Raw genomic sequence first — 23547 nt, 5'->3', positions numbered from 1 at the left:
TTCATGTGCGCGTAAATTGTGTGGGAGCGATCATCCGTGACGCGGAAGACCGGTTACTCCTCGTACGGCGAGGCCGTCCCCCGGGGAAGGGCCTGTGGTCCATCCCCGGAGGGCGGGTCGAGCCGGGCGAGTCCGACGCCGAGGCGCTGGCCCGTGAGCTGCGTGAGGAGACGGGCCTGACGGTCAGGGCCGTCGGCCTGGCAGGCACGGTCGACCGTCCGGGTCCCGGCGGCGTCGTCTACGAGATCCACGACTATCTCGCCGAGGCCTCCGGCGGCACGCTCCGCGCCGGGGACGACGCGGAGGACGTCGGCTGGTTCGCCGAGGACGACCTGGCCCGGCTGCCTCTCTCGCCGGGCCTGCTCGACGACCTCATCGGCTGGAAGATCATCGGGAGGCCGTCAGGGTCGAGCGCCACAGGGTGAGGTGGTCGCTGTCGTAGGTGGTCGAACGCCCCAGGGCGACGACCTGGTCGCCGGCGACGGTGACGGCGCCGAGCCGTTGCGCGCCCTCCCCGGCGAGGCCGTCCTCCGTCTGGGTGTGCGGCTGCCACTTCAGGCCGTCCTCCGAGGTCCACGCGACGCTGTCCCCTTCGCCCGGCGCTCCCTGCCAGCCGACCGCGACCACGCCGTCGGCCGTCGCCGCCATGTCCAGTACGGCGGCCGCCCCTTCGGCGGGCAGCCAGGAGAACTCCCACGAGATGCCGTTGTCCTCCGACATCGCCCCGAAGGCCCGTTGCCCGTCGCCGGTGACGGCGGTTCCGGTGGCGACGATGGTCGTGCCGTGCTGGACCACGTGTCTCAGGCCCGCCGCCGTCGCGCCCTCGGGCAGCACGGGTTTGCGCGCGACCCAGTTGATCCCGTCGGCGGAAACCCAGACCACACCGGTCTCGTGGCCGTCGGTGCCCATGCCGCCGACGGCGACGTACCCGGAGGAGGTGACGGAGACGTCGTACAGGCGCACGCCGACACCGCCTGCGGGCAGACGCGCCGCCCGGGTGAAGCGTTTGAGGTCGGCGGTGAACCACAGCACCGGGACGGTCGCGGACGGTCCCCGGTCCTCTCCGGCCAGCACGTAGCCCGAGGGACCCGCGGCCACCGCGTGGGGGGCGAGGAAGTCGTGTTCCGCGGCGGGGGCGAGGGGGCCGGTCGCGGGAAGCCTGCGCCAGGTCGCGCCGTCGGCCGAGGCGACCAGGAGCGGCCCCGTCGAGGAGGCGTCGGTCATCGTGCCGCCGACGGCGAGCCAGCCCTGCCTGCCCCGGGTGACGTCGCTGAGGGCCTGGCGCCACGAGCCGCCGAGAGCCTGTGCCGGGCCCGCGCCCTTCCAGGTGTGGCCGTCCCTGCTGGTCCATATGCCCGCGTCTCCGGCGACCGCGCCGACGGCGACGAACGCGCCGTTCCCGGCGGCGATCCTGGCGGTGTCGCGGGAGGCCCTGGTCAGACCGTCGATCCGGTCGAGGGCTACGGGACGCGCCTGGCCTCCCTCGGGGGCCGTGATGAGGACCAGGCGGTTGTCCACGTCGGCGGCGCGTTCGTCTCCGCCGACGACGAGGGTGCCCTCCTCCGAGATGGCCAGGGCCCGTAGCGAGCCGGGCACGTCGCCCAGGTCGGTGGACCTGCGCCAGTCACGGCCGTCCCTGCTGGTGTAGACGGCGTACCGTTCGAAGCCGGATTCGGCGACCGCGGCGATTCCGGCGTCCGAGGAGGCAAGGCGCCTGACCCCGGAGCCCTCCCGGGCCAGGCCGGTGATGCCGCCGCACTGCTCCCAGTCGTCGCCCCTCGCCGAGCAGTAGACGACGACGTCGCCCTTCGCGTCGCGCCGCTGGATCGGGACGAGTACGAACCCCGAGGAGGAGGCCGCGAGCGCGCCCGCCTCAGGGGTGACGCCCGAGGGCGCGGAACCGGCCCGCGTCCAGGTCTTCCCTCCGTCCGCCGAGCGCAGGACGGCCGGGGAGCCGCTCCGTCCCGGGTCGCCGAGCGCGACCACCGAGTCGCCTCTGGCCACGACCGCCTTGAGTCCTCTGACCTGGTCCGGGGTGCCGAGTTCACCGGCTTCGACCCTGCTCCACCCCTGCCCGTCGGGGGAGGTCCAGGCCACGGCCCCCGATGAGCCGTCCTGGAGCACTCTCGTGCCGACCGCGACGAACCCGGAGGAGGTCCTGGCCAGGTCCATGATCTTGTCGCCGGTCATGAACGCGCCCAGTTTCGCCGGGGCCACGGCGGTCCAGGTGGTGCCGTCCTCGCTGGTCCACAGGCCCCGGCCCGCGCCCAGGAGGTCGTTGCCCGCGGCCAGCCAGAGGCCGTCGCCGCCCGCGACCCTGCCCACGGTCGTGGGGCCGTTCTCGTAACCGGCCGGGCCGGTCACCTTGCCCAGCTGCCAGGTCACCCCTCCGTCGGGGGAGACGAGGAACAGCGGCCTGGGCACGGGGCTGGTCGTGTCGCTGCCCACGGCGACCATGACGGAGCCCGCCGAGGCCACGGCGTTGAGCACCTGGCTCGATCCGGTGCCGCCCGCGTCCGCCGGCGGGGCGAAGTCGGTGTCACCGGGACTCACCTCGGCTCCGACGAGTTGCAGGCCGGTGGTGAACGGCCCGCCGTTCCAGCTCCACAGCACCGCTCCCCCGCCGACCGCGGCGGCCAGTACGGCGGCGACCACGACGGGCACGACCAGGCCTCTGCGCCCGCGTCCGGCCGGGCTCGAACGGCGCAGCGCGGAGGGGGCGGTCGTGGAGCGGTGGTGCCGTCCGCCGGACCCCCTCCTGCCCGGCGGCCCCTCGGCGACCAGCAGGTCGGGCCTGGCGGGCCTGCCTCCGGGGGGACGTCCGAGCCGGTGCACCGGCTCAAGGTCGTCGTCCTCCCCCGGTACGGCGGGCTCGTCCTCGTCCGGTTCCCACGGCTGGGCCGGCGCCTCCTCCTGGAGGTCGTGCCACACGTCGTACGGGCCGGTCCGGTCCTCCTGGGCGGGCTCGGCGGGTCTGCGCGGCGGCCCCGAGGCCACCAGCAGGTCGGGCCGGTCGCCACGGCGGCGTCTGACCGGTTCACGGGGGACGTCCGGCTCCTCGGTCTCCCCCCAGGACGCGTCGGGACCGGGGGCCGAGAAGACCGCGTGGGCGTCGTCGCGCCCCGAGTGGCCGAGAAGGTCCCCGTAGTCGCCCTCTCCGGTCCTCCTGGGCGCCTCGGCCGCCGGGCCGAGAGGGTCGGAGTCGTCGAACCAGGAGGGGCTCAGGAGGTCTCCGTAGTCGCCGTCACCGGGGGCGTCGTCCCGCTCGCGGGACGGCCCGGAGGCCACCAGCAGGTCGGGGCGTTCGCCGTCCCGCCTGCCGTGCCTGCGCTCGGGCGGCCGGTCCGGCCACAGCTCGGGGCCGGAACGCTGGTCGGGGTCCGGCGGGCTGCCCGCCGGGGAGGCGTACGGCTGGGTGTGGGCGCGGCGGCGCTCACCGCCCAGGCCCTCGGGGCGGGCCCTGGGGGGCTCGTCCTCCGGGGTGGGCGCGGCGAACGGCGGCAGCCTCCACGGGGAGGCGAGCGGAAGTCCTCGGGGGTCGTCGTCAGAGGGGCCTGGGGGGGAGTGCTGGATCGTCGGAGGCGAGTCCGGATGCCGCCGGCGTCCGCCTCCGTGCGTCCCTTCGTCGTCCGCCGGCCACTCTCGTGAGCGCGGTTCGTGGGGGCCCGGGGCCACGCTCAGCACCTCCTCGCAGGAAGCCCGTCCAGCCCGGGGTTGGGCACTCCGGACCGTTCCATTCATCTCCGTGACACTCCGTCGCGTCACCGTACGGCCACGGCGAAGCGCAGGAGACCTTACTACTACCCCGTTCCGCGGAAACGATCACCTCCGTGGGGCGGCGGGGGTTCCAACCGTGCACATCAAGAGCAACACGCCGGAGCCCCGATGACGAGACCTCTCTAGTCAGATTTATCGGCGCGGCGCCGGAATTATCACTATCTGTGGCTTTAATTCCGAGATTTCATGACGGGAAAAACCCTCGGGCTGGGAGTCAGGGGGCCGGTGGGGTGAAGGCGGTGGTCCGGGTCATCCCCGCCGCCCTCCCCTTGGCCGTCACGACCAACGCCATCTTGCGGGACGCCTCGTCGATCATCTCGTCACCGAGCATGACCGCGCCGCGCCCCTCGACCGTCGTGTAGTGGTCGTAGGCGTCCAGGATCAGCTCGGCCCGGTCGTAGTCCTCCTGGGACGGCGAGAACACCTCGTTCGCCGCCTCGATCTGCGTGGGGTGGAGCACCCACTTTCCGTCGAAGCCGAGGGCCGCGGAGCGCCCCGCGACCCGGCGGAAGCCGTCCAGGTCCCTGATCGCCAGGTAGGGGCCGTCGACGGCCTGCAGGCCGTGCGTGCGGGCGGCCATCAGGATGCGCATCAGGATGTAGTGGTAGGCGTCGCCCTCGGTGTAGCCGGGAGGCTGTTCCCCCACGACCAGCGTCCGCATGTTGATCGAGGCCATGAAGTCGGCGGGGCCGAAGACCAGCGTCTCAAGCCGCCTGGAGGCTCCGCCGACCGCGTCCACGTTGACCAGGCCCCTGGCGCTCTCGATCTGGGCCTCGATGCCGATCCGGCCGACCGGCAGGCCGTTGGCCTTCTCGATCTGGGTCAGCAGCGTGTCGAGCCAGACCACCTGGGCCGGGTCCTCGACCTTGGGCAGCATCAGGCAGTCGAGGAACTCCCCGGCGCCCTCGACGACCTCGATGACGTCCCGGTAGGTCCACTGCGTGCTCAGGTCGTTGACCCGCACGACCCGGGTCCTGCCCGACCAGTCGCCCTCCCGCAGGGCCGCCACGACGTTCTTGCGCGCGCCCTCCTTGGCCGACGGCGCCACGGAGTCCTCAAGGTCGAGGAAGACCTCGTCCGCGGGCAGCCCCTGGGCCTTCTCCAGGAAGCGGGGATTGCTGCCGGGCACCGCCAGGCACGAACGTCGTGAGCGCATGACCCAACGCTAGCGGCAGCCCGCCCCGCCGGGGACGGCAGGCGAAGGCCGTACATTCGTGCCATGGGAGTGATCGAGGAGGGCGCCAGGAAGTCCGGGGTCCTGTGGCTGTCGCTGGACCGGCAGCGGCTCGCCTGGCACGTGTGGCACGACGGCGCGATCTATCTCGTCACCGGCGGGGACGAGCAGGACCTGCCCCGCCTCGCCGAGGCGGAGCGGGTCCAGGTGACGCTCAGGAGCAAGGACAACGGGGCCCGCCTGGTCGTCTTCGACGCGGCCGTCGAGGTGGTCGACCAGGCCGCCTCCCCCGAGGCGGTCGCCGTGCTGGCCAAGGAACGGCTCAACGCCCCCGACGCCGCGGGTCTGCCCGAGCGCTGGGCCGCCGCCTGCACGGTGGTACGGCTGACGCCCCAGGAACCCGCCTGAGGCCCGGCTGAGGCCCGCCTGGAACCCGCGGCCTCAGCCGACCCTGGCCGGTTCCCCGGCCTCGACGGGGACGGGCAGGGCCGCGGTGGCGCGCTGGGCCAGGTAGGCGCCGAACAGGACGATGAGACCGCCGACGATCTGGAAGGGGCCGAGCGCCTCACCGACCAGCACCCAGGCGATGATCGCCCCGGCGATGACCTCAAGCGAGGCGACCGTCGAACCGACGGCGGCCGACAGGCGGCGTACCGCGGTGACACCGAGGATGTAGGCGGCGACGGTCGCGATGAGGATCATCCACAGCGCCGCGGCCAGCACGGGCAGGGGGTGGCCTCCTGCGGGGGCGACGACCTGGCCGAAGGCCCGCCACGGGATGTTCCACGGCTGGGAGACCGGCACGAGCACGATCGCCGCGCCGACCAGGCCCCAGGCGATCAGGCCGAGCGGGTCGACGTCCCCGCCGAAGCCGTCGCTGAGCAGGAAGTAGCCCGTGCAGCAGGCGGCGGCGCCGAAGGCGAGCAGCAGTCCGAACGGGTCCAGGGCCATGCCCGACCACACCTCGACCACGATGCCGAGGCCGACGACCGCGACCACGGCGCCGACGAAGGCGGCGCGCGGCAGCCGTACCCGGCGGACGAAGCGCACCCAGAGCACGACCAGCACCGGGGCGGTGAACTCGATGAGCAGGGTGACGCCGACCGGCAGCCTGGTGATCGCCGCGAAGTACAGCGCCTGCACCCCGGCCACCGCGACGACCGCGTAGGCCACGAAGAGCGGCAGCCGGGAGCGTGGGATGCGCAGCGCGGCGGGCCGCAGGAGCGCCAGTACCCCGGTGAGCAGCAGCCCGGCTCCGGCCATCCGCACCCAGACGGCCTCAAGAGGGGACAGCCCGGCCGCGCCGAGATATTTGGCCATCGGCCCGGAGAACGCGAAACACCAGGACGACGCGAAGGCGATCAGCAGACCGTCACGCCGCACGGATTCACCACCCATGTAACTACCGTTCGCATGCTTTGATGCTGACATATCGGATATGCGCACAGCAAGGGGACGTCCGAAATGTGAGCGAGCCTTGAACCGCCCCGGCGAGAAGGCGACCTACCCTGCAAATGTGAAGATCTTCATCGCGCGACTCGCGGGAACCCCGGTCTTCGACCCGGTGGGTGACCAGATCGGGCGGGTGAGGGACGTCGTGGTGGCGTTCGCGGGCGCCGCTCCCCCACGCGTGCACGGCCTCGTCGTCGAGGTGCAGCCCAGGCGGCGGGTCTTCCTGCCGATCACCAGGGTCCGCGGCATCGAGGCGGGCTCCGTCGTCTTCAGCGGCCAGATCAACGTGCGGCGCTTCGAGCAGCGGGCCACTGAGAGCCTGGTCATCGGCCAGATGCTCGACCTGGAGGTGCAGGTCGAGGGCGAACGTGTGACCGTCCTGGACCTGGCCATGGAGCAGGTCAGACGCGCCGAGTGGCTCATCACCAAGGTCGCCGTCGTCAGGGTGGGCCAGGGCCTCGGCCTGCGGCGGCGCGGCCCGGCCAGGATCGTCGACTGGGCCGAGGTCAGTGGTTTCAGCGCGGTGCAGAAGGACCAGGGCGCGGCCGGCCTGCTGGTCGCCTTCGAGACGATGCGCGCCGCCGACCTGGCCGGCGCGCTGCACGAACTGCCCGCCAAACGCCGCACCGAGGTCGCCGCCGCCCTCGACGACGTACGGCTCGCCGACGTGCTCGAAGAGCTCCCGGAACGGGACCAGATCGGCATCCTGGGCAGGCTCACCCCCCGGCGCGCCGCGGACGTCCTTGAGGAGATGAACCCCGACGACGCGGCCGACCTGCTCCAGGACCTCCCGGCCGAACAGGCCGAGGCCCTGATGGCGCTGATGGAGCCCGAGGAGGCCGCCCCCATCCGGCGGCTGCTGATCTACCCGGAGGACACCGCGGGCGGCATGATGACCAGCGAACCCGTGGTGCTCCCGCCGAGCGCGACCGTCGCCGAGGCGCTCGCCCACATCCGCCAGCGGGAGGTCACGCCCTCCGTGGCCGCGCAGGTCTACGTGGCCAGGCCGCCCATCGAGACCCCGACCGGCCGCTTCCTCGGGCTGGCGCACTTCCAGCGGCTGCTGCGCGAGCCTCCCTCGACGCTGCTCGGCGGGGTCGTGGACAGCTCGCTCGACCCGATCAGGCCCGAGTTCACACTCAACCAGGTGGCCTCCTACATGGCCACCTACAACCTGATGGCGGTGCCCGTGGTGGACGAGCTCGGCCGTCTGGTCGGCGCCGTCACCGTGGACGACGTTCTCGACCACCTGCTGCCCGAAGACTGGCGGGAGCGCAACCACGAACCGGGAGCCGAACATGGTTGACCGTCTCGACCAGCCGAGACAGCAGGGCCTGCGTCTGCGCGCGCACTACGACCCCGAGGCCTTCGGGAAGCTGTCCGAACGCATCGCGCGTTTCCTCGGCACCGCCAGGTTCCTCGTCTACATGACCGTCTTCGTCGGAGTTTGGGTGGTGTGGAACGCCCTGGTGCCGGGCGAGGGGAGGTTCGACCCCTACCCGTTCATCTTCCTCACCCTGATGCTCTCGCTCCAGGCCTCCTACGCGGCGCCGCTGATCCTGCTCGCCCAGAACCGGCAGGACGACCGGGACCGCGTCCAGACCGACATAGACCGGGCCGCGGCCGAACGCAACCAGGCAGACCTGGAGTACCTGACCCGGGAGATCGCGGCCCTGAGGATCGCCCTTGGCGACGTGGCCACCCGCGACTACGTCCGCTCCGAACTCCAGCGCCTGCTGGAGGACCTCCAGCAGCCCCGGCCCCCGGCGAACGACCTCCTCTGAGAGATCAGTCGTCCGCGGGGAAGAGCTCGGTCAGGATCGAGGCGCACCGGCGCAGTTCCTCAGGGCCCAGGGTGTCGAGGAGCTGGGCGCGGATGCCCCGCAGATAGGTGGGCCGCGCCTGCGCCAGCCGTACGCCACCGGCCTCGGTGAGCACCGCGAACAGGCCACGCGCGTCGCTGGGACAGGCCTCGCGGTCGACCAGGCCGTCACGCTGGAGGCGGTCGATCAACCGGGTCAGGCCGCTGCGGGAGAGCAGGACCCGCTCGGCCAGGTCGTTCATGCGCAGTCTGCCCTCCGGCGCCTCCGCCAGATGGGAGAGCACGTCGTAGGAGGCCAGGGCGAGGTCGTGACCGACGAGCAGTTCGGTCTCCAGTGCCCGGGTGACACGCGCCTGGACGCGTTGCAGCACCCTCCAGACCACCAGTTCCTCTGAACTGACGGCCTCCTTCGGCTCGTCCGCCGTAACGGTCACGCAGTAACCTTAGACTGTTGCACGCGCACCTACATAGGGGATCACCCGGGTGCGGGAGCCCGGAATTCCCGGCGTCAACTCCCGGTTCATACCATGGGTCCGTGACCCCTCCCACTCTCAGCCGGGAGCGGCACGAACTGTCCGTGAAACGCCTGGACGACAATAGACAAGGAGGGACGGCAGCCCCGCCGCCTCATCGCGACGCCCGTTGCCGACACTTCGATGGCACCTACCCCGGAACTGGTCACGGCCGCGCTGGCGACCGTCAACGACCCTGAGATCCGTCGGCCGATCACCGAACTCGACATGGTCAAGAGCGTCGACATCTCCCCAGAGGGGGTGGTGCGCGTCGGAATCTACCTCACCGTGTCCGGCTGTCCCATGCGTGACACCATCACACGCGACGTCACCACGGCCGTCTCCAAGGTCGAAGGGGTGACCGGCGTCCAGGTCGAGATGGACGTCATGAGCACCGAGCAGCGCAAGTCGCTCCAGACGAAGCTGCGCGGCAACCGGGGGCCGGAGAAGGAGATCCCCTTCGCCCAGGCCGGTTCCCTGACCCGGGTGTTCGCGGTCGCCTCGGGCAAGGGCGGAGTCGGCAAGTCCTCGGTGACCGTCAACCTCGCCGCCGCGATGGCCGCCGGCGGCCTGAAGGTCGGTGTCGTGGACGCCGACATCTACGGCCACAGCGTGCCCCGCATGCTCGGCGTCTCCGACCGCCCGACCAAGGTCGAAGACATGATCATGCCGCCGGTCGCGCATGACATCAAGGTCATCTCGGTCGGCATGTTCAAGCCGGAGGGCAACACCCCGGTGGTGTGGCGCGGCCCGATGCTGGACAGGGCGCTGCACCAGTTCCTCGCCGATGTCTTCTGGGGCGACCTCGACGTCCTGCTGATGGACCTGCCCCCCGGCACCGGTGACATCGCGATCTCGGTGGCGCAGCGGATGCCCTCTGCCGAGATCCTCGTGGTGACGACCCCGCAGCAGGCCGCCGCCGAGGTGGCCGAGCGCGCCGGTTCGATCGCCGTGCAGACCCACCAGCAGATCGCGGGCGTCATCGAGAACATGGCCTGGCTGCCGTGCCCGCACTGTGACGAGCGGATCGCCGTCTTCGGCGAGGGCGGTGGCCAGACGGTCGCCGACGCGCTCACCCGCACCCTCGGCGCCCGTGTGCCGCTGCTCGGCCAGGTGCCGATCGACATGCGGCTTCGCGAGGGCGGCGACGAGGGCAAGCCGCTCGTGCTGACCGACCCCGACGCCCCGGCCGCCGCCGAGCTGATCAAGATCGCCTCGGGCCTGAGCAGGAGGTCGAACAGCCTCAAGGGCATGCAGCTCGGCATCTCCCCGACCAGGGGCCGCTAGAGCGGGACGTACGGCGGGCCCCAAGAGGTCACTGCGGGGTCACCGAGAGGTCAGGTGGCCTCGGAGTCGTAGGGCGGGAGCTCGCCGTACCCCAGTTCGTCGAAGTCGTCCAGGACGTCGGTCCCCGTGCGGCCGGAGACGGCGGCCCCTCCGGCGACGCCCGCCGTGGCGCTGCGCCACTCGTCCTCCAGGTCACCGGTGAGGTGCTTGCGGACGAAGTTCTTCGGGTTCAGGTCGGTCGGGTCGAAGTTGGCGAACTCCGGCCCGAGACCGTCCTGCAGGTCCTGCTTGGCGTTGTTGGCCATCTGCCGCAGGGAACGCAGCGTCTTGCCCGCCTGCGCGGCCGCCTGGGGCAGCTTGTCCGGCCCGAAGACGAGGAGCGCGATGACCACAAGCGCCAAGATCTCAGGCCAGCCGAGTCCGAACACCGTGATCTCCTAGCGGGATGACACCAAGGCGGCGCTCCGGGCACACGCCCGGAGCCTTTTCCAGACTAATGCCCACGACCCGTGCCCGCACCAGCCCCTCCATCGATCATGAGGGACTGGGCGTGGGCTGCGGGGACGCGGCACCGACGGTCACGACGACCGTCTTCTCCTGGCCGCCGCGCTGGAACTTCACCGTCAGCCTCTCCCCCGGCGCCTTGTTGCGGATCAGCGCGATCAGCTCGTAGCCGTCCTGCAGCACGATGCCGTTGACCTCGGTGATGATGTCCCCGGGCTTGAGCCCGGCCTTGTCGGCCGGCCCCTCGGGCTCGACGGGCTTGGTGGCGCCCCTGACCTCGGTGTCGATGCGGACGCCCGCGCCCTGGTAGGACTGGTCGATGGTGACGCCGATCCGGGACTTCTTCGCGGTGCCGGTGGTGATCAGCTCCTCGGCGACCCTGCGGGCGTGGTTGACCGGGATGGCGAAGCCGAGGCCGATGCTGCCGCTCTGGCCGCCGACCGACCTGCCGAGGGTGGCGATCGCCGAGTTGACGCCGACCACCTCACCCGCCGAGTTGACCAGCGGTCCGCCCGAGTTACCGGGGTTGATGGCCGCGTCGGTCTGGATGGCGCTCAGCCAGGTCGTGTCGGTGCTGTTCTCCTCACCGGCCTGGACGGGACGGTTGAGGGCGCTGACGATGCCCGAGGTGACGGTCCCGGTCAGGCCGAGCGGGGAGCCGATGGCGACGACCGGGTCGCCGACGACCACGTTGTCGGAGTTGCCGAGGGCGATCTCCGGGGCGCCGAAGGTCTCGTCCGGCTTGACCACCGCGAGGTCGGACTCCGGGTCGCGGCCTACGACGTGGGCGGAGGTCGACTTGCGGTTGCTGAACTGGATCTGGATCTGGCTGTTGTTCGGCTCGGCCCCGGCGACCACGTGGTTGTTGGTCACCACGTAACCGCCCTTGATCAGGAAGCCGGAGCCGGTGCTCGCGCTCGTGCCCGCGTTGACCGACAGCGAGACCACGCTGGGCAGGACCTTGGAGGCCACGCCCGCGATCGACTCGGGGGCCCTGGAGTTGGAGCCGCTCGGCGCCGTCCCCAGCCGGTAGGACGGGTCGAGGTCGGAGTTGGCCGGGCGGGTGAGCAGGTAGGTGCCGAAGCTGCCCGCCGCGGAGGCCAGCAGCGCGATCAGCACGGCCAGTACGGCCAGCGTGCCGGTGCGCGGGCCACGCCGCTCGGTGACGGCCGACCCGCCGAAGGTCCCGTCGTACGGCCCCGGCCCACCGGGGACCGGAGGCGCGGGCGGCGGTGCCCAGCCCAGCCCGAGGCCGTGCGCCCGCGACGGCGGGGGCGGCTGGTTCCCCGGAAAGCCCCCGGGGGCGGCGAAGACCGCGGTGTCGCGGTAGGTCCTGCCCGACGGGTCTCCCCAGCCGCCGTTGGCGGGAGGCGCGGCCTGACGCCCGGTCCAGTCCTCGTATCCGGGCCCCTCGGGCTCCCGGGCGCCCCAGCGGGCACGCCCCGGGGGCTCACCGAGCTGGCTCCAGCCCTCGCCGTACCCCTGGGAGCCCTGGACTCCGTGGGACCGGTCCACCGGCGAGGGAGGCGTCTGCCCTGCGGGCAGGAACTCCGGCCTGGAGAACTCCGAGGTCGCGCCTGCACCGCCTCTGTCGTCGGTGAGGCCCGACTGCGTACGCCCCTCGGCGTCGTCCGCCTCGTGGGTACGGTTCTCGTCGGTCATCGAATGTTCACCACTCCTCGCCTCGCATGAGGCAACTCACCGGGGGGCACCCGGCAATCTTCCCCTGAACGGCATACGAGAGACGTAAAACGCGCCCTATCCGAAGGGATTGACCCAGGAAAGCAGGCGGTGGGCTCCTCTGCCCAGCCGGTTCCACAGGTTCGGGGCGGGTTCGTGGGGCAGTGCCGCGACCGCGGCGTCGACCGTGTCGGCCGGAGCGTCCGCGAAGACGGTGTAGACATGGTCCCCACTGGCCCAGATCGTCCCCTGCTCGGCTGAGTTCCGCATCCAGATCGTATGCCCGTCATGACGCTGGGCATGCCACCCACGGAGCTTTTCCCCATCAAGCACACCAGAGTCCACGAAAACCGACACGACCGACAACCCATCCGAATATCCCAGATACAAGTATCCGGCAGGTGCGGTGTGCGCCGCGAACAGCTCAAGGTGACCGGGCAACTCGGCGGGGAAACGCCACCCCCGGTCCAGGAGCTCGGGCACCTCGCCCAGGTCGAGCCCGCCCGGAGGCGGCACGGGGACGACGCTCCCACGCGCAACCGGATCGAGGGTCAGGTCGAGGAAGCCGCCCACGTGGACGGTCCGGCCCCGGCCGTCGAACAACTCACGGCGCAGCGCCAGGCCCCCCGACTCGTCCAGCCAGTAACGCGCCGCGGGCGTGCCGTCCGTGCGCAGGACGTCCACCAGGCGGGCGGCACGTCCGCCGGTACGGGTCCTGCCCGCGTCGACCACCCGGTAGTTGCGGGCCAGCACCTCAAGCATCGTCTCCGAGGGGGCGGCCATGCTCCCCGCGGGGGTGCCGGGGTCGACCCAGCCCGCCGTACCCGAGGGGCGTGAACTCACCGACAGGCCGCGCCCGGGGACGTTGCGGACCTCGACCATGGAGGAGAAGGACCCGGAACGGCCCCAGGTCGTGACGTACTGGGTGCCCGAGTAACCGCGCCCCCTGGCCGCGGCGGCCGCCTCACGCAGCAGCCGCAGGCCCGTGTCCTCGTCGCGCTCGCCCTGCTGCACAGACTGCTGTACGGCTCGCGCCGGGCTGCCCGCCACCAGGCCCAGCACCATGGCGACCACCACGGCCAGGCAGGCGGGCAGCCGGATCACGGAGTCGGCGAGAAGCTCGGAGTCGCCGAGCCTCCGTACGGGGCGGTGTTCCTGTGCTGGTTGGCGAACATGTCGACCGGAGGCACACGCGGGCCGGGGTCGGGACCGCCGACGACGAACAGCGTGCCGATGGCGACCGCCGCGGAGGCGACGCCGACCGCGACGTAGCCGACCCTGCGGGCACGGCGCGTCGACGCGGCCCGCCCGCGCGGCCGGTTGTCCGGCGGCGCGACGGTGTGCATGCCGGGGATCGGCGCCCCGCCGAAGGTCCGTGAACCGCTGGGAAAAGGCCGCTCACGCGGCGGTAGCGGGTCGCCGGGGTCGGCCATCCGCAGCAGGGACATCGTCAGGTCGGCGGGCATCGCGGGCCCGTCGAGCGACCTCAGGCGGCTCTTCAGCGCCCGCATGGCCTCCACCTCGGCCCTGCAGGAGGCGCAGAAGGCGAGGTGGGACAGCGCCCGGTCACGCTCGTGGTGGTTCAGCTCGCCGTCGACCAGCGCGGAAACACGTTCTCCAAGATGACTCATGACCACTCCTTGCCAAGCGGCTCGTCGTGACATTCGTCATAACTGCGGCTTCTCATGCGAGTTCCTCCCCGCGGGTGATGGTCGGGGGGAGTTGATCTCCGCGGGGCGCGCGGTGTTCCAGCGCGTCACGCAGCTGAGCCCGGCCACGGTGGATACGGCTGCGGACCGTGCCGAGCTTCACGCCGAGTGTCGCGGCGATCTCCTCGTAGGACAGCCCCTCGATGTCACACAGAACGACGGCCGCGCGGAACTCGGGCGCGAGCGCGTCGAGTGCCGCCTGGATGTCGGGTTCGAGATGGGTGTCGTCGTACACCTGGGCGGGGGACGGCTCACGGCCACGCAGCCGTTCCGCCGCGTCGTCCGCCAGGCCCTCGAACCTGATGCGCTGCTTGCGCCGCGCCATGTCGAGGAACAGGTTGGTGGTGATGCGGTGCAGCCAGCCCTCGAAGGTCCCCGGAGTGTAGTTCGACAGGGACCTGAAGACCCGGACGAAGACCTCCTGTGTGAGGTCCTCGGCGTCGTGGACGTTACCGGTCAGCCGATAGGCCAGCCTGTAGACACGCGCCGAATGGGTCCGAACCACCTCCTCCCAGGTGGGAGGTGTCCATTCAGACACGGGAGTATCCGTCTGGTGGTCGAACTCGTCCACCAGCACTCCTCTCTCCGGGACCACCGCTATCGCCATAGTGCCTGGTTTCGTCCCTTCGTGCGCACTCACTACCCTCAGGACCGGCAAAGGCCGCTTAAACCGTGCAACGCACCAGGCATGACATGAGTTCCCGATCGGGCTTGGCTCCCCTAGGCTGCGACCCAGTCCCTATATGGCTCTGTACGGAGAAAGCGGGAAGGAGAGGCCGATGGCAGAGACGCCGACAAGTCCGTTGGAGGCCGCTCTGGCCTATGCCGAGGAATTCCACCGGGAGGACGAGATCCTCTGGGAGGCGCGCCGACGCGCCGCGGAGGTCGGGGTCACCCCCATCCCGCCCGGCACCGGCGCCGCGCTCTGTTTCCTCGCCTCGGCCACCAACGCCAAGGCCGTCGTGGAGGTCGGCACGGGATGCGGTGTGTCCGGGCTGTGGCTGCTGCGCGGCATGCGCCAGGACGGCACGCTCACCAGCGTGGACGTCGAGCCGGAGTACCAGCGCCTCGCCCGGCAGAGTTTCGCCCAGGCGGGCTTCCCCGGCGGCAGGACCCGCCTCATCACGGGACGGGCCCTGGACGTGCTGCCTCGTCTGTCCGACGGCGGCTACGACCTGGTCTTCTGCGACGGAGCCAAGCAGGAGTACGCCGACTACCTGGCCGAGGCGGTCCGCCTGCTGCGTGTCGGCGGCATCGTGATCTTCGACAGCGCGCTGTGGCAGCACAGGGTGACCGACCCCACCCGGCGTGACCCGGACGTCGTGGCCCTGCGGGAGCTGGGCAAGCTGGTCCGCGGTGACGAACGACTGCGCCCCCTGATGATCCCTCTCGGCGACGGCGTCCTGGCCGCCGTCAAACTCGGCTCCTAGCCGCCCGGCTCAGCTCCTGGTCAGCCAGTCGAGCAGCAGGCGCACGCCGTAGCCGGTGGCGCCCTTGCTGAGGAAGCCCTCGTCCGCGGTGCTCCTGCCGACGCCCGCGATGTCCAGGTGCGCCCACGGCCGCCCGCCGGTGAACTCACGCAGGAACAGCGCCGCCGTGATGGAACCGGCGCCGTAGGTCGATCCGGCCTCGATGTTGGCCAGGTCCGCCACACTCGACTCCAGCGCCGGAGAGTAGTCCTCGATGAGCGGCATCCGCCACAGCCGCTCCCCCGCCTGCGTGCCCGCCTCGGTCAGCTCGGCCGCCAGGGCGTCGTCGGAGGCGAAGACGGCCCCCACGTCCTTGCCCAGGGCCACACTGATCGCGCCGGTGAGCGTCGCGACGTCCACCATGACGTCCGGGTCAAGCTCGGCGTCGGCGTAGGCCAGCGCGTCGGCCATCACCAGCCGGCCCTCCGCGTCGGTGTTGAGCACCTCGACGGTCCGCCCGCCGTACTGGGTGATCACGTCGGAGGGGCGCTGGGCCGTACCGGAGAAGGCGTTCTCCGCGGCGGCGACCAGGGCGGTGACCCGCACCCGCGCGCCCAGTGCGGCGAGCGCGGCGACGGCCGCGATGACGGTCGCGGCGCCCGCCATGTCGGTCTTCATGAACTTCATGCCGTCGCTCGGCTTCAGGGACAGGCCGCCGGTGTCGAAGGTGATGCCCTTGCCGACCAGGACGACGTGCCTGGTTGCGCCCTGCGGGCTGTAGGAGAGCCGGACCAGGCGCGGCGGGCTGACCGAACCCTGACCGACCGCCAGGATGCCGCCGAAGCCCTCGGCGCGCAGCTCGCGCTCGTCCCACACCTTCACGTCGACGCCCCCGGCCGCCTCGGCGCGCTCCGTCGCGCGCTCGGCGAGCCACTGCGGCGTCTTGATCGAGGCCGGGGTGTTGGCCAGGTCCCTGGCGAACGAGACGGCCTCTGCGACCACGGCACCCCTGGCGACCTCGGCCTCGACGCCGTCGCCGACGAGCTCGACCAGGGCCGCGGGGGCGGACCTGGTCTCGCCGATCCTGAAGGTGTAGGTGGCCAGCAGCGCGCCCTCGACGAACGCTGCCACCGGCCCCTCCGGCAGCACGACCCTGATGGAGGACCTGCCCCTGCCCCGCCGTACGACCGTGGCGCCGGCCTTGCGCAGCGCGCCCGCCGAGCCGTCGCCGACCCCGTAGAGCAGCACCCGGCCGACGCCGTCGCCGTTGGCCACCGGGACCTCGACGACCTCACCGGCCTCGCCCTTGGCCTCGTAGTGCGCCAGCAGGGCCTCGACGGGCAGTGGCAGCTCCACCTCGGGCGCGCGGTCGGCGGAGAAGGGTACAGCGAGCAGCCCTGCCTCCCCGAGCGGCGGCACCCTCGCCGGGACGGCGGCCCCGGGTTCCGAAGGGGCACCGGTGAGCAGGGTGTACGGAGAGATGGGCATGTGGAACTCCAGTCATCAGCCGGGGGACACCGCGGCCCTGGCACGAGCCGCGCTCCGGCGGTCCGGTGGCCAGGGCCGTGTTCGTCGATCGGGGGCGCACGGGCCGCAGTGGCTGTCGTGCTCCGCGAACGAGATCGAGTCGGGGCCCGGCGTCACCGCTGGTCTCAGGCCGGGATCAGACGACGACCTTCTTCAACTCTTCGCCAAGGGCGCTGGCCTCGTCCGCCGAGAGCTCGACGACGAGCCGGCCGCCACCCTCAAGGGGAACCCGCATGACGATGCCCCTGCCTTCCTTGACGACCTCCAGCGGACCATCACCGGTCCTCGGCTTCATAGCCGCCATGCGTGTATCCCTTCCTGCTTCGGGCTCCGGATCTCCGACTGACCCGAGGGTGGCCGACGCATTCACGTCTTCTGTGATGTCCTATTATCCCGTCTCCGCGCTCGGAATGGGAACGATCAGCCCCAGCATCGACTCATCGGGCAATCAAGACCGTCCTTCGCGCTCGGGGACGGCCCCGCGGACATCCGGGCCGTCGCGGTCCGCGGGACCTCTCACTTCCCTGACCAGGCCACAGAGGTGGCAGGTTACGAAGCGGTCCCGGAACGGGCGGGACGGGCGCGCGTGGCGGCGCGGAGAATTTACCGGACCGAGACGATCAACTGAACGGCCCGGGGGTCGCCGGGAAGGCGTTCCGGCTCGGCGGGGTCAGGTCCGAGGTCAGTAGGTGCCCCGCACCCAGCAGTCCTCCAGATGGTCGTTGACCAGTCCGATGGCCTGCATCAGGGCGTAGGCGGTCGTCGGGCCGACGAAGCGGAAGCCGTTCGCCTTGAGCTCCTTGGCGAGGGCCTTCGACCCGGGCGTCTGGGGAGGCACGTCCGCCAGTGTCCTGGGGACGGGCGCGCCGGGATCGGCGTGCTTCCAGATCAGGTCGGACAGGTCGACGTCGAGCGCGGCCCGCGCGTTCGCGACGACCGCCTCGATCTTGGCCCGGTTGCGGACGATGCCGGTGTCGGCGAGCAGCCGCTCGACGTCGGCCGCGCCGAACGCCGCGACGGCGGGGATGGAGAAATCGGCGAAGGCCGACCGGAAGTTCTCCCGCTTGCGAAGGATCGTGATCCACGACAGACCCGACTGGAAGGCCTCAAGGCACAGGCGCTCGAACACCCGGTCGTCACCGGTGACCGGACGGCCCCACTCTTCGTCGTGGTAGGCGATGTACTCGGGCGCGGAGCTCACCCAGCCACAACGTGTCGGTTCCGTCACCGGCCCTCCTTCACGCCCTGCTTCTCCCGCTTCTTGTCCTTCTCATCTTGCTCGTCCGGGTCCTTGTCGGCGCTCTCGGCGGGCTCGGCGGACTCCTCAGGGGACCGTACGGTTTCCAGGGGCTCCTCGGGTTTGGCGGCTTCCTCGGCCGCGGGCTTCCCGGTTTCCTGAGGCTCCGAGGCTTTCCGGGGCTCTGCGGCCTCCCCGGGTTCTTCGGCCTCCTGAACTTCCCGAACGGCCTGGGGCTCGTCCGGCTCCTGAACCTTCTCGGGCGCGTTCGCCTCCCCGGTCTCCACCGGTTCGCCGGCTTCGGAAGCCTTCTGAGCTTCCTGAACCTTCCCGGGGTCCACGACCTCGTCCGTGTCCGTCTCTCCGGCCGTCGGCGGCTCCTCGGACTCGGGGTCCGCGCGCCGTACCGTGTCCGTGGGCCCGGGGAGGGCCTCACGCATGACCGGCGGGGCCGTGAGGGCGGCGTCGTGGCGGGCCTGGAGCCTGCCCGCGAGCAGTTCGGCGATCTGCTGTTCGAGGACCGCGATCCTGGTGTCACGCTCGCTCAGCGCGTTCACCACGCGGTTGAGGGTCTCGTCGACGCTCTGCGTGTTGTAGCCGATCACGCTCACCGGCAGCTGCAGGGCCATGAAGTCGGCGGCCCCGAGTCTCTTCGGCTCGGGCAGCTCAAGCGGGGGGACGTCGGGGACGAATCTGGCCAGTTCACCACCCCGCCCCATGGAGACCGCCACGACTGCGGCGATGACGGCTAAGGCGGCGAGGGCGAGTACGACCAGCACATACGAATCGTGCCACAACTCCCACTGATCTAGGATCGCCTCATGACCGCTCTCACGGTGCTCACCCCCGGCGACCAGGGCGATTCCTCCTGGGCCGAGGCGAGATCGATCGCCGAGATCGAGAAGTTCGTCCGGGCCGGGCACACCGTCGTCGTCACGCCCGCCGAACTCGCGGGACACGACGGAGAGGCCGCCGAACTCGCGGCGGCCTCCGTCTGCGCGTGGGCCGGAGCCAGGGTGTTCCGCACCAACCGTCCCGAGCAGGTACGGCTCGCGGTCGAGATGACCGAGTCGCTGGCCGGGCGGCGCCCCCCCGCGCTAACCCGCCGTGGCCTCGCCTAGCTCCTCGATGCCCGGCTCCAGGTGCCTGGTCCGCTTCTCCAGGTGCTCGAAGGCCTCCTCGACCGTGGTGGTCCAGGAGATCGCGTCGAAGACGTTGGGCCGGGTGAAGCCCTCCGCGTGCATGCCCTCGACCAGGCTCCGCAGCGGCGCGTAGAGTCCCCACGGGTCGAGGAGCACCAGCGGCCTGTCGTGGAGACCCAGAGTCCTGGTCGTCCAGATCTCGAACAGCTCCTCCAGCGTCCCGATGCCGCCGGGCAGCACGAGGAAGGCGTCCGAGCGGGCGTCCATGACCCCCTTGCGCTCACGCATGTCGGTGGTGACGACCAGTTCGTCGGAGTCGTGGTCGGCGACCTCGACGTCCACCAGGGCCTGCGGGATCACCCCGACCGTACGGCCGCCGCCCGCCCTGACCGCTCCGGCGACCGCCCCCATGCACGAGACCGTCGCCCCGCCGCTGACCAGGGTGTGCCCGCGCCGGGCCAGTTCGGCCCCGACCTCCTCCGCCAGCGTCAGGTACTTCCTGTCGATCTTCCGGTGTGATGCCAGGAAAACGCATATGAACACATCGGAACCATAGTCGTGGCCCGGGATCGCGGGGAAACCCTTATTCGGCGTCGGCGACCGTGCTCCGCGCGGCCTGCTGTCCCTTCCCGAGACCGCTCGCCCGGTCCCTGTCGGCCTCGACGATGATCCGTACGGCCTCGTCCACGTCGTCGGTCACCTGGATGAGGTCGAGGTCGACCGGGGAGATCTTGCCGGTGTCCACAAGGGTCGTCCTGATCCACTCGTACAGGCCGCCCCAGAACTCCGTGCCGAGCAGCACGACGGGGAAGGAGGTGACCTTGCGCGTCTGGACCAGCGTCAGCGCCTCGAACAGCTCGTCCAGCGTGCCGAAGCCGCCGGGCAGCGCGACGAAGCCGCGGGAGTACTTCACGAACATGGTCTTGCGTACGAAGAAGTAGCGGAACTCGATGCCGAGGTCCACATATTCGTTCATGTGCTGTTCGAAGGGCAGCTCGATGCCCAGGCCGACGGAGACGCCGCCCGCCTCCCTGGCACCGCGGTTTGCGGCCTCCATGCAGCCGGGACCGCCACCGGTGATCACGGCGTAGCCCGCCTCGGAAAGCCTGCGGCCGAGCTCCACGCCCAGTTTGTAGTCCGACGACTCCTGCGGGGTACGCGCGGACCCGAAGACGGTCACCGCCTCGGGCAGTTCGGCGAGCTGACCGAATCCCTCGACGAACTCCGCCTGGATGCGCATAACCCGCCACGGGTCCATGTGCAGCCAGTCGGCGGGGCCCCTGCGGTCGAGAAGGCGCTGGTCGTGGGTGGAGTCGGAGACCAGGTCACCGCGGACGACCGCGGCTCCCTGACGGCGTTCGGGGCGTGTCTTCTTCATGCCGAACACGCTAGCGCCGCTTCTGGAAAAATCTTGAAAATTCTGGGGGAAAACCGGGAACCGGATTTCTCCGGAGCCACGTCTAACTGCCGAGGGTGCTGCTCGGGACTGAAAGTGGCTTTCCCCGCCAAATGGCCGGCGAGGAAAGCCACTTTCATTTGTGCCCGTGTACCGTGCGGCGCTCAGCCGCGGAGCCAGCCGATCATCCTGCGTTCACAGTCGGCGATCTTCTCCAGCGAGACGTACTCCCCCCGCTGGTGCGCCAGATTGGGGTCGCCGGGACCGTAGTTGACCGCGGGAATCCCGAGCCCGGAGAACAGCGAGACGTCGGTCCAGCCGAGCTTGGCCCTGGGCGTGCCGCCGACCGCGGCGACGAAGGCCCCGGCGACCGGGTCGGTCAGCCCGGGACTCGCGGCCGGGGCGAGGTCGGTGAAACGGAGCTCGAACCCGTCGAAGACCTCGCGCACGTGCTCCTGCGCGGCGTCGAGGGAGAGATCGGGGGCGAAGCGGTAGTTGACGGTCACCACGCACTCGTCGGGAATCACGTTGCCCGCGACGCCGCCGCGGATCGCCACCGCGTTGAGCCCCTCGTGGTATTCGAGCCCGTCCACGACCGGCTGCCTGGCCTGGTAGGCGTTGAGGATCTCCAGCACCGGCATGGCCCGGTGCACGGCGTTGACGCCGAGCCACGACCTGGCGCTGTGCGCCCTCCTGCCCCGCACGGTGATCTCGGCCCTGAGCGTGCCCTGGCAGCCGCCCTCGATCTCGCCGTCGGTCGGCTCCATGAGGACGGCGAAGTCGCCGGTGAGCCAGTCGGGGTGGTCGAGGCTGAGCCTGCGCAGGCCGTTGCGCTCCGCCTCGATCTCCTCGCAGTCGTAGAAGACGTAGGTGACGTCCCTGGCTGGCTCGTCGAGCGCGGCGGCGAGCTTCAGCGCGACCGCGACGCCCGCCTTCATGTCCGAGGTGCCACAGCCGTACAGCAGGCCGTCCTCGACGTGGCTGGGCAGGTTGTCCGCGACCGGGACGGTGTCGATGTGGCCCGCGATCACCACCCGCTCGCTCCGGCCGAGCCCGGTCCTGGCCACGATCGACTCGCCGTCACGGTCGACACGGAGGTGCGGCAGTGCCCGCAGTGCCTCCTCGACCGCGTCCGCCAGGACCTTCTCGTCTCCGCTGACCGACTCGATGTCCACGATTCGCGCGGTCAGCGCGCCGACGTCCTGTGTGAGGTCCAGCCGCGTACTCATGCGGCGACCCTATCCTCAGCCGGTCTTCGGCCGCCCCGGACCCGGCCGTCCGCCGTCACGAAGGGCGATCCCGTTCGCAAAACCTGTGAAACGATAACAGAGCGCGACGGCTCCTCCGGGGGTTCGCAGGAAGTGCCGTCGCCTTCCCGCTGTCTGCGATCGGTAGGTTCTTCAGCGTGCGTCGGCGCTTCTCCAAAGGGGTCATCGCGATCGTCGCGATCGTGACCGTGCTCGCCGCGGCCATCACCGTGGGGGTCTTCACCCTGATCAACCGGGTGACGCCGTTCCGGGAGACCGGTGAGGGGTGCAAGATCACAACGCCCGGCGGCACGCTCGAACTGGAGATCGACCAGGCCCAGGTCGCCTCGGTCATCGCGGCGGTCGCCGCCCGCAGGAAGCTGCCCGAACGGGCGGTGGTGATCGCCTACGCCACCGGCATCCAGGAGTCCAAGCTGCTGAACCTGCCCTTCGGTGACCGTGACTCCGTCGGGGTCTTCCAGCAGCGGCCCTCGCAGGGCTGGGGCACCCCCAAGCAGCTGATCGACCCGGTCTACGCGTCGGGGAAGTTCTTCTCCGCGCTGGTCAAGGTGAAGGGCTACCTCAAGTTGCCGCTCCACGAGGCGGCGCAGCGGGTGCAGCGCTCCGCCGACGGGTCGGCCTACGCCCAGCACGAGGACGAGGGCAAGATCCTGGCGGCGGCCTTCACCGGGCGGGTGCCCAAGGCCGTGCACTGCTGGTTCCCCGAGCCGACCTCGACCCCCCGCACGTCGGGCACGGCCACCACGACACCGCGCCCCCCTGCGGACAGGGCGATGCGCGGGCTCGTGCACGCGCTCGGCGCCAATGCCACGTTCGAGGCGGCGTCCTCACGTGACGGCTGGCTGATGGCGAGCTGGTCGGTCGCCCACGCGCAGAAGTTCGGGCTGCGGCGGGTCCGCTACAGCGGCCAGGCGTGGACGTCCGCCGACGGCGAGAACGGCTGGCGGCCCGACACGACCACCCCCAAGGGCAAGGTCGACATCTCCTAGGCCCGTTTCTGGATGGTGATGGAGCCCGGGGCCAGGGGCTGGGCGTAGGAGGAGGTCCAGGGCTCGTCCTGGGGACGGTCGAAGGAGAGCAGGCGGCCGTCGGAGGCCCGGTAGTCGGCGAAGTCGAGCAGGCCGCGTTCGGGCATGAAGGTGACGCCCTCCGAACGGAAGGCCGCGGTGCCACGGCCGACGGGGAAGAACTCGACGCCCTCGACGCTCAGCGTGGTCCTGGCCGGGACCATGCCCTGTGTCGGCACCGGCGTCCACAGCAGCACCTCCAGGTGCGGCGCGTCGGAGTCGGAACCGGTCCGCGTCTCGATCGACAGCCACTGGTAGCGACGGCTGCCGTCGTCGAGGAGGTACTCGGTCCACTCGACGCCCTGCGACGACAGGTACAGGGCACCCAGGACACGGGTCCGCACGCCCTGGCAGTCGATCGTGTCACCGACCTTGATCGTGCGAGGGTCGGGGTAGTCGATGCCGACATGGCCCGCGCTCGGCCTGGCAGGCTCCGCGGCCTGTGCCGCCTGGACGGGGGACTCGCCGGGGGCCCCGGACCCGCGTGGCCTCCTGTCCTGGCGCGTGGTCGCGAACAGCGCGCCCAGCAGCAGAACGAGCGTGACCGCGCTCAGTCCCAGTATCGCGGCGACCTCAGGGGTCAT

The 23547-nt window shown here is 71.1% G+C and carries 25 protein-coding genes; 8 read left to right on the top strand and 17 right to left on the bottom strand.

What is annotated here, in order from left to right; genetic code table 11:
* The first annotated feature begins 20 nt into the window (after positions 1–20).
* Complete coding sequence (locus tag ABZ470_RS25305; RefSeq protein ID WP_362914251.1) at positions 21–425, top strand: NUDIX hydrolase; 405 nt, start codon at positions 21–23, stop codon at positions 423–425.
* On the opposite strand, the gene ABZ470_RS25300 is transcribed toward ABZ470_RS25305, so the two are convergent.
* Both ABZ470_RS25300 and ABZ470_RS25295 read right to left on the bottom strand, forming a co-directional pair.
* On the bottom strand, positions 388–3675 hold the full coding sequence (locus ABZ470_RS25300; RefSeq protein WP_362914249.1) for a hypothetical protein: 3288 nt from the start codon (positions 3673–3675) through the stop codon (positions 388–390). The two genes, ABZ470_RS25305 and ABZ470_RS25300, sit on opposite strands and share 38 nt — an antisense overlap.
* Positions 3676–3991: 316 nt before the next feature.
* A complete protein-coding gene (locus ABZ470_RS25295) occupies positions 3992–4933 on the bottom strand; it encodes a CoA ester lyase (protein WP_352016558.1) in 942 nt (313 codons plus the stop codon).
* 63 nt (positions 4934–4996) lie between these two features.
* On the opposite strand from ABZ470_RS25295, the gene ABZ470_RS25290 reads away from it, so the two are divergent.
* Positions 4997–5359, top strand: coding sequence for a hypothetical protein (locus ABZ470_RS25290; RefSeq protein WP_352016557.1), 363 nt, complete (start codon positions 4997–4999; stop codon positions 5357–5359).
* A 33-nt stretch (positions 5360–5392) separates the two neighbouring features.
* Here the strand turns inward: ABZ470_RS25290 and ABZ470_RS25285 are convergent, their stop codons facing one another.
* Positions 5393–6349: a DMT family transporter gene (locus ABZ470_RS25285; protein WP_362914247.1), complete on the bottom strand. Its 957-nt coding sequence runs from the start codon at positions 6347–6349 to the stop codon at positions 5393–5395.
* Between the two features lie 118 nt (positions 6350–6467).
* Here ABZ470_RS25285 and ABZ470_RS25280 point away from each other — a divergent pair, with 118 nt between their 5' ends.
* Together ABZ470_RS25280 and ABZ470_RS25275 are read left to right on the top strand one after the other, a co-directional pair.
* Positions 6468–7709: a CBS domain-containing protein gene (locus ABZ470_RS25280; protein ID WP_362914245.1), complete on the top strand. Its 1242-nt coding sequence runs from the start codon at positions 6468–6470 to the stop codon at positions 7707–7709.
* Positions 7702–8187 carry a DUF1003 domain-containing protein gene (locus ABZ470_RS25275; protein ID WP_352016554.1) on the top strand — a complete coding sequence of 162 codons (486 nt, stop codon included), beginning with the start codon at positions 7702–7704 and terminating at the stop codon, positions 8185–8187. The genes ABZ470_RS25280 and ABZ470_RS25275 overlap by 8 nt, the downstream gene beginning before the upstream one ends.
* A gap of 4 nt (positions 8188–8191) precedes the next feature.
* On the opposite strand, the gene ABZ470_RS25270 is transcribed toward ABZ470_RS25275, so the two are convergent.
* Positions 8192–8659, bottom strand: a complete 468-nt coding sequence (locus tag ABZ470_RS25270; protein WP_362914243.1) for a MarR family transcriptional regulator — start codon at positions 8657–8659, stop codon at positions 8192–8194.
* Positions 8660–8881: 222 nt separating this feature from the next.
* Between ABZ470_RS25270 and ABZ470_RS25265 the strand changes: the two genes are divergently transcribed.
* A complete protein-coding gene (locus ABZ470_RS25265; protein WP_352016552.1) occupies positions 8882–10024 on the top strand; it encodes a P-loop NTPase in 1143 nt (380 codons plus the stop codon).
* 50 nt (positions 10025–10074) lie between these two features.
* Here ABZ470_RS25265 and ABZ470_RS25260 read toward each other — a convergent pair whose 3' ends face one another.
* The 5 genes from ABZ470_RS25260 to sigE form a co-directional block, all read right to left on the bottom strand.
* Positions 10075–10452, bottom strand: coding sequence for a sec-independent translocase (locus ABZ470_RS25260; protein WP_362914241.1), 378 nt, complete (start codon positions 10450–10452; stop codon positions 10075–10077).
* A 106-nt stretch (positions 10453–10558) separates the two neighbouring features.
* A complete protein-coding gene (locus ABZ470_RS25255; protein WP_362914239.1) occupies positions 10559–12190 on the bottom strand; it encodes a trypsin-like peptidase domain-containing protein in 1632 nt (543 codons plus the stop codon).
* Positions 12191–12286: 96 nt separating this feature from the next.
* A complete protein-coding gene (locus ABZ470_RS25250) occupies positions 12287–13312 on the bottom strand; it encodes a sigma-E factor regulatory protein RseB domain-containing protein (protein ID WP_362914237.1) in 1026 nt (341 codons plus the stop codon).
* Positions 13309–13839 (bottom strand): zf-HC2 domain-containing protein, encoded by a 531-nt coding sequence (locus ABZ470_RS25245; protein ID WP_352016548.1) that lies wholly within the window; start codon positions 13837–13839, stop codon positions 13309–13311. The genes ABZ470_RS25250 and ABZ470_RS25245 overlap by 4 nt, the downstream gene beginning before the upstream one ends.
* Before the next feature lie 52 nt (positions 13840–13891).
* On the bottom strand, positions 13892–14524 hold the full coding sequence (gene sigE / locus ABZ470_RS25240) for an RNA polymerase sigma factor SigE (RefSeq protein ID WP_352016547.1): 633 nt from the start codon (positions 14522–14524) through the stop codon (positions 13892–13894).
* Positions 14525–14696: 172 nt separating this feature from the next.
* Between sigE and ABZ470_RS25235 the strand changes: the two genes are divergently transcribed.
* Positions 14697–15347, top strand: coding sequence for an O-methyltransferase (locus ABZ470_RS25235; RefSeq protein ID WP_362914235.1), 651 nt, complete (start codon positions 14697–14699; stop codon positions 15345–15347).
* A 9-nt stretch (positions 15348–15356) separates the two neighbouring features.
* On the opposite strand, the gene ABZ470_RS25230 is transcribed toward ABZ470_RS25235, so the two are convergent.
* From ABZ470_RS25230 to ABZ470_RS25215, 4 genes are all read right to left on the bottom strand, one after another.
* Positions 15357–16814, bottom strand: a complete 1458-nt coding sequence (locus ABZ470_RS25230) for a leucyl aminopeptidase (RefSeq protein ID WP_362914233.1) — start codon at positions 16812–16814, stop codon at positions 15357–15359.
* A gap of 175 nt (positions 16815–16989) precedes the next feature.
* Entirely contained in the window at positions 16990–17157 is a 168-nt protein-coding gene (locus tag ABZ470_RS25225) for a DUF3117 domain-containing protein (protein WP_012894793.1), read from the bottom strand.
* Positions 17158–17535: 378 nt separating this feature from the next.
* Positions 17536–18081 carry a DNA-3-methyladenine glycosylase I gene (locus ABZ470_RS25220; protein WP_352016544.1) on the bottom strand — a complete coding sequence of 182 codons (546 nt, stop codon included), beginning with the start codon at positions 18079–18081 and terminating at the stop codon, positions 17536–17538.
* Entirely contained in the window at positions 18078–18869 is a 792-nt protein-coding gene (locus ABZ470_RS25215) for a hypothetical protein (protein WP_362914231.1), read from the bottom strand. The genes ABZ470_RS25220 and ABZ470_RS25215 overlap by 4 nt, the downstream gene beginning before the upstream one ends.
* A 42-nt stretch (positions 18870–18911) precedes the next feature.
* Between ABZ470_RS25215 and ABZ470_RS25210 the strand changes: the two genes are divergently transcribed.
* Entirely contained in the window at positions 18912–19211 is a 300-nt protein-coding gene (locus tag ABZ470_RS25210) for a hypothetical protein (protein WP_362914229.1), read from the top strand.
* Here ABZ470_RS25210 and ABZ470_RS25205 read toward each other — a convergent pair.
* From ABZ470_RS25205 to dapE, 3 genes are all read right to left on the bottom strand, one after another.
* Entirely contained in the window at positions 19188–19775 is a 588-nt protein-coding gene (locus ABZ470_RS25205) for a TIGR00730 family Rossman fold protein (RefSeq protein ID WP_362914227.1), read from the bottom strand. The two genes, ABZ470_RS25210 and ABZ470_RS25205, sit on opposite strands and share 24 nt — an antisense overlap.
* A 40-nt stretch (positions 19776–19815) precedes the next feature.
* On the bottom strand, positions 19816–20610 hold the full coding sequence (locus tag ABZ470_RS25200; RefSeq protein WP_362914225.1) for a TIGR00730 family Rossman fold protein: 795 nt from the start codon (positions 20608–20610) through the stop codon (positions 19816–19818).
* 182 nt (positions 20611–20792) lie between these two features.
* Complete coding sequence (dapE, locus tag ABZ470_RS25195) at positions 20793–21857, bottom strand: succinyl-diaminopimelate desuccinylase (protein ID WP_362914223.1); 1065 nt, start codon at positions 21855–21857, stop codon at positions 20793–20795.
* 176 nt (positions 21858–22033) lie between these two features.
* Between dapE and ABZ470_RS25190 the strand changes: the two genes are divergently transcribed.
* Positions 22034–22885, top strand: a complete 852-nt coding sequence (locus ABZ470_RS25190; protein WP_352016538.1) for a hypothetical protein — start codon at positions 22034–22036, stop codon at positions 22883–22885.
* Here the strand turns inward: ABZ470_RS25190 and ABZ470_RS25185 are convergent.
* The gene (locus ABZ470_RS25185) at positions 22882–23547 is read right to left on the bottom strand and encodes a DUF4178 domain-containing protein (protein WP_352016537.1); all 666 of its coding nucleotides are present in this window, start codon (positions 23545–23547) and stop codon (positions 22882–22884) included. The two genes, ABZ470_RS25190 and ABZ470_RS25185, sit on opposite strands and share 4 nt — an antisense overlap.

The organism is Streptosporangium sp. NPDC020072, assembly GCF_040631445.1.
GTDB lineage: Bacteria > Actinomycetota > Actinomycetes > Streptosporangiales > Streptosporangiaceae > Streptosporangium.
Note: the sequence above shows the minus strand (reverse complement) of the source record. Positions and strands in the feature narration are given on the sequence as shown.

What these genes read in the sequence shown, in the direction of transcription:
- ABZ470_RS25295 (WP_352016558.1), bottom strand. Translation starts at nt 4,933, where the DNA reads ATGCGCTCACGACGTTCGTGCCTGGCGGTGCCCGGCAGCAATCCCCGC.
- ABZ470_RS25290 (WP_352016557.1), top strand. Translation starts at nt 4,997, where the DNA reads ATGGGAGTGATCGAGGAGGGCGCCAGGAAGTCCGGGGTCCTGTGGCTG.
- ABZ470_RS25285 (WP_362914247.1), bottom strand. Translation starts at nt 6,349, where the DNA reads ATGGGTGGTGAATCCGTGCGGCGTGACGGTCTGCTGATCGCCTTCGCG.
- ABZ470_RS25275 (WP_352016554.1), top strand. Translation starts at nt 7,702, where the DNA reads ATGGTTGACCGTCTCGACCAGCCGAGACAGCAGGGCCTGCGTCTGCGC.
- ABZ470_RS25265 (WP_352016552.1), top strand. Translation starts at nt 8,882, where the DNA reads ATGGCACCTACCCCGGAACTGGTCACGGCCGCGCTGGCGACCGTCAAC.
- ABZ470_RS25255 (WP_362914239.1), bottom strand. Translation starts at nt 12,190, where the DNA reads ATGACCGACGAGAACCGTACCCACGAGGCGGACGACGCCGAGGGGCGT.
- ABZ470_RS25245 (WP_352016548.1), bottom strand. Translation starts at nt 13,839, where the DNA reads ATGAGTCATCTTGGAGAACGTGTTTCCGCGCTGGTCGACGGCGAGCTG.
- sigE (WP_352016547.1), bottom strand. Translation starts at nt 14,524, where the DNA reads ATGGCGATAGCGGTGGTCCCGGAGAGAGGAGTGCTGGTGGACGAGTTC.
- ABZ470_RS25235 (WP_362914235.1), top strand. Translation starts at nt 14,697, where the DNA reads ATGGCAGAGACGCCGACAAGTCCGTTGGAGGCCGCTCTGGCCTATGCC.
- ABZ470_RS25230 (WP_362914233.1), bottom strand. Translation starts at nt 16,814, where the DNA reads ATGCCCATCTCTCCGTACACCCTGCTCACCGGTGCCCCTTCGGAACCC.
- ABZ470_RS25225 (WP_012894793.1), bottom strand. Translation starts at nt 17,157, where the DNA reads ATGGCGGCTATGAAGCCGAGGACCGGTGATGGTCCGCTGGAGGTCGTC.
- ABZ470_RS25210 (WP_362914229.1), top strand. Translation starts at nt 18,912, where the DNA reads ATGACCGCTCTCACGGTGCTCACCCCCGGCGACCAGGGCGATTCCTCC.
- ABZ470_RS25200 (WP_362914225.1), bottom strand. Translation starts at nt 20,610, where the DNA reads ATGAAGAAGACACGCCCCGAACGCCGTCAGGGAGCCGCGGTCGTCCGC.
- dapE (WP_362914223.1), bottom strand. Translation starts at nt 21,857, where the DNA reads ATGAGTACGCGGCTGGACCTCACACAGGACGTCGGCGCGCTGACCGCG.
- ABZ470_RS25185 (WP_352016537.1), bottom strand. Translation starts at nt 23,547, where the DNA reads ATGACCCCTGAGGTCGCCGCGATACTGGGACTGAGCGCGGTCACGCTC.